This is a genomic window from Enterobacter sp. RIT637, assembly GCF_019718755.1.
Lineage (GTDB): Bacteria > Pseudomonadota > Gammaproteobacteria > Enterobacterales > Enterobacteriaceae > Enterobacter.
Window position 1 is genome coordinate 1 of sequence record NZ_JAIHAZ010000160.1, and the last position, 543, is coordinate 543.

Sequence of the window (543 nt, forward strand, 5' to 3'; positions counted from 1 at the left end):
GTCTTCCATCAGGAGTTAGAATAACCACTTTATCTCCTTTTACATAAACATGGTTTCCTGTGTCGGAATCTAAATATTGCTTTCCTTCGCGAACGACACGATTGGAATCTCCCACACTTCGATGAGAATCGTTTTTAGCTTCTTCTTTTCTTTGTTGGGCATGATTGGTTGGTTTTGGTTTAGGCGGACAATCATTATGAACCCAAACTCCTTCCGTTTCCGCCTGACTACCCTTGACGAAATAAGTATGCCAGTCGGCGACGGTCAGATTGTAGGCTTTGAGCGGTTCCGGTTTGACGGTAACGCTTTGAACGGTCTGCTCTGCACCGTTTTCAGCAAACAGCCTGCTTCCCGCTTTCAAATCTTCCGCTTTAATCCATTTGCCGTCCGAATAAAACGGATGGATGCGGTTGGAAATCAGGGTTTGGCTGTTACCGATGCCGTCTGAAAGCCGGAATGTACTTTCAGACGCATCGGATTTCCGGGTTTAATCCGCGCTTACGGACGCTTTTTAAATATAAAGAAGGAAATATCGTCTAACGC

At 45.5% G+C, this 543-nt stretch carries 1 pseudogene; it reads right to left on the reverse strand.

What is annotated here, in order from left to right:
* Positions 1–451: pseudogene (gene mafB / locus K5E19_RS23770) on the reverse strand (polymorphic toxin MafB class 1); the annotation flags it as partial.
* Positions 452–543: the final 92 nt, after the last annotated feature.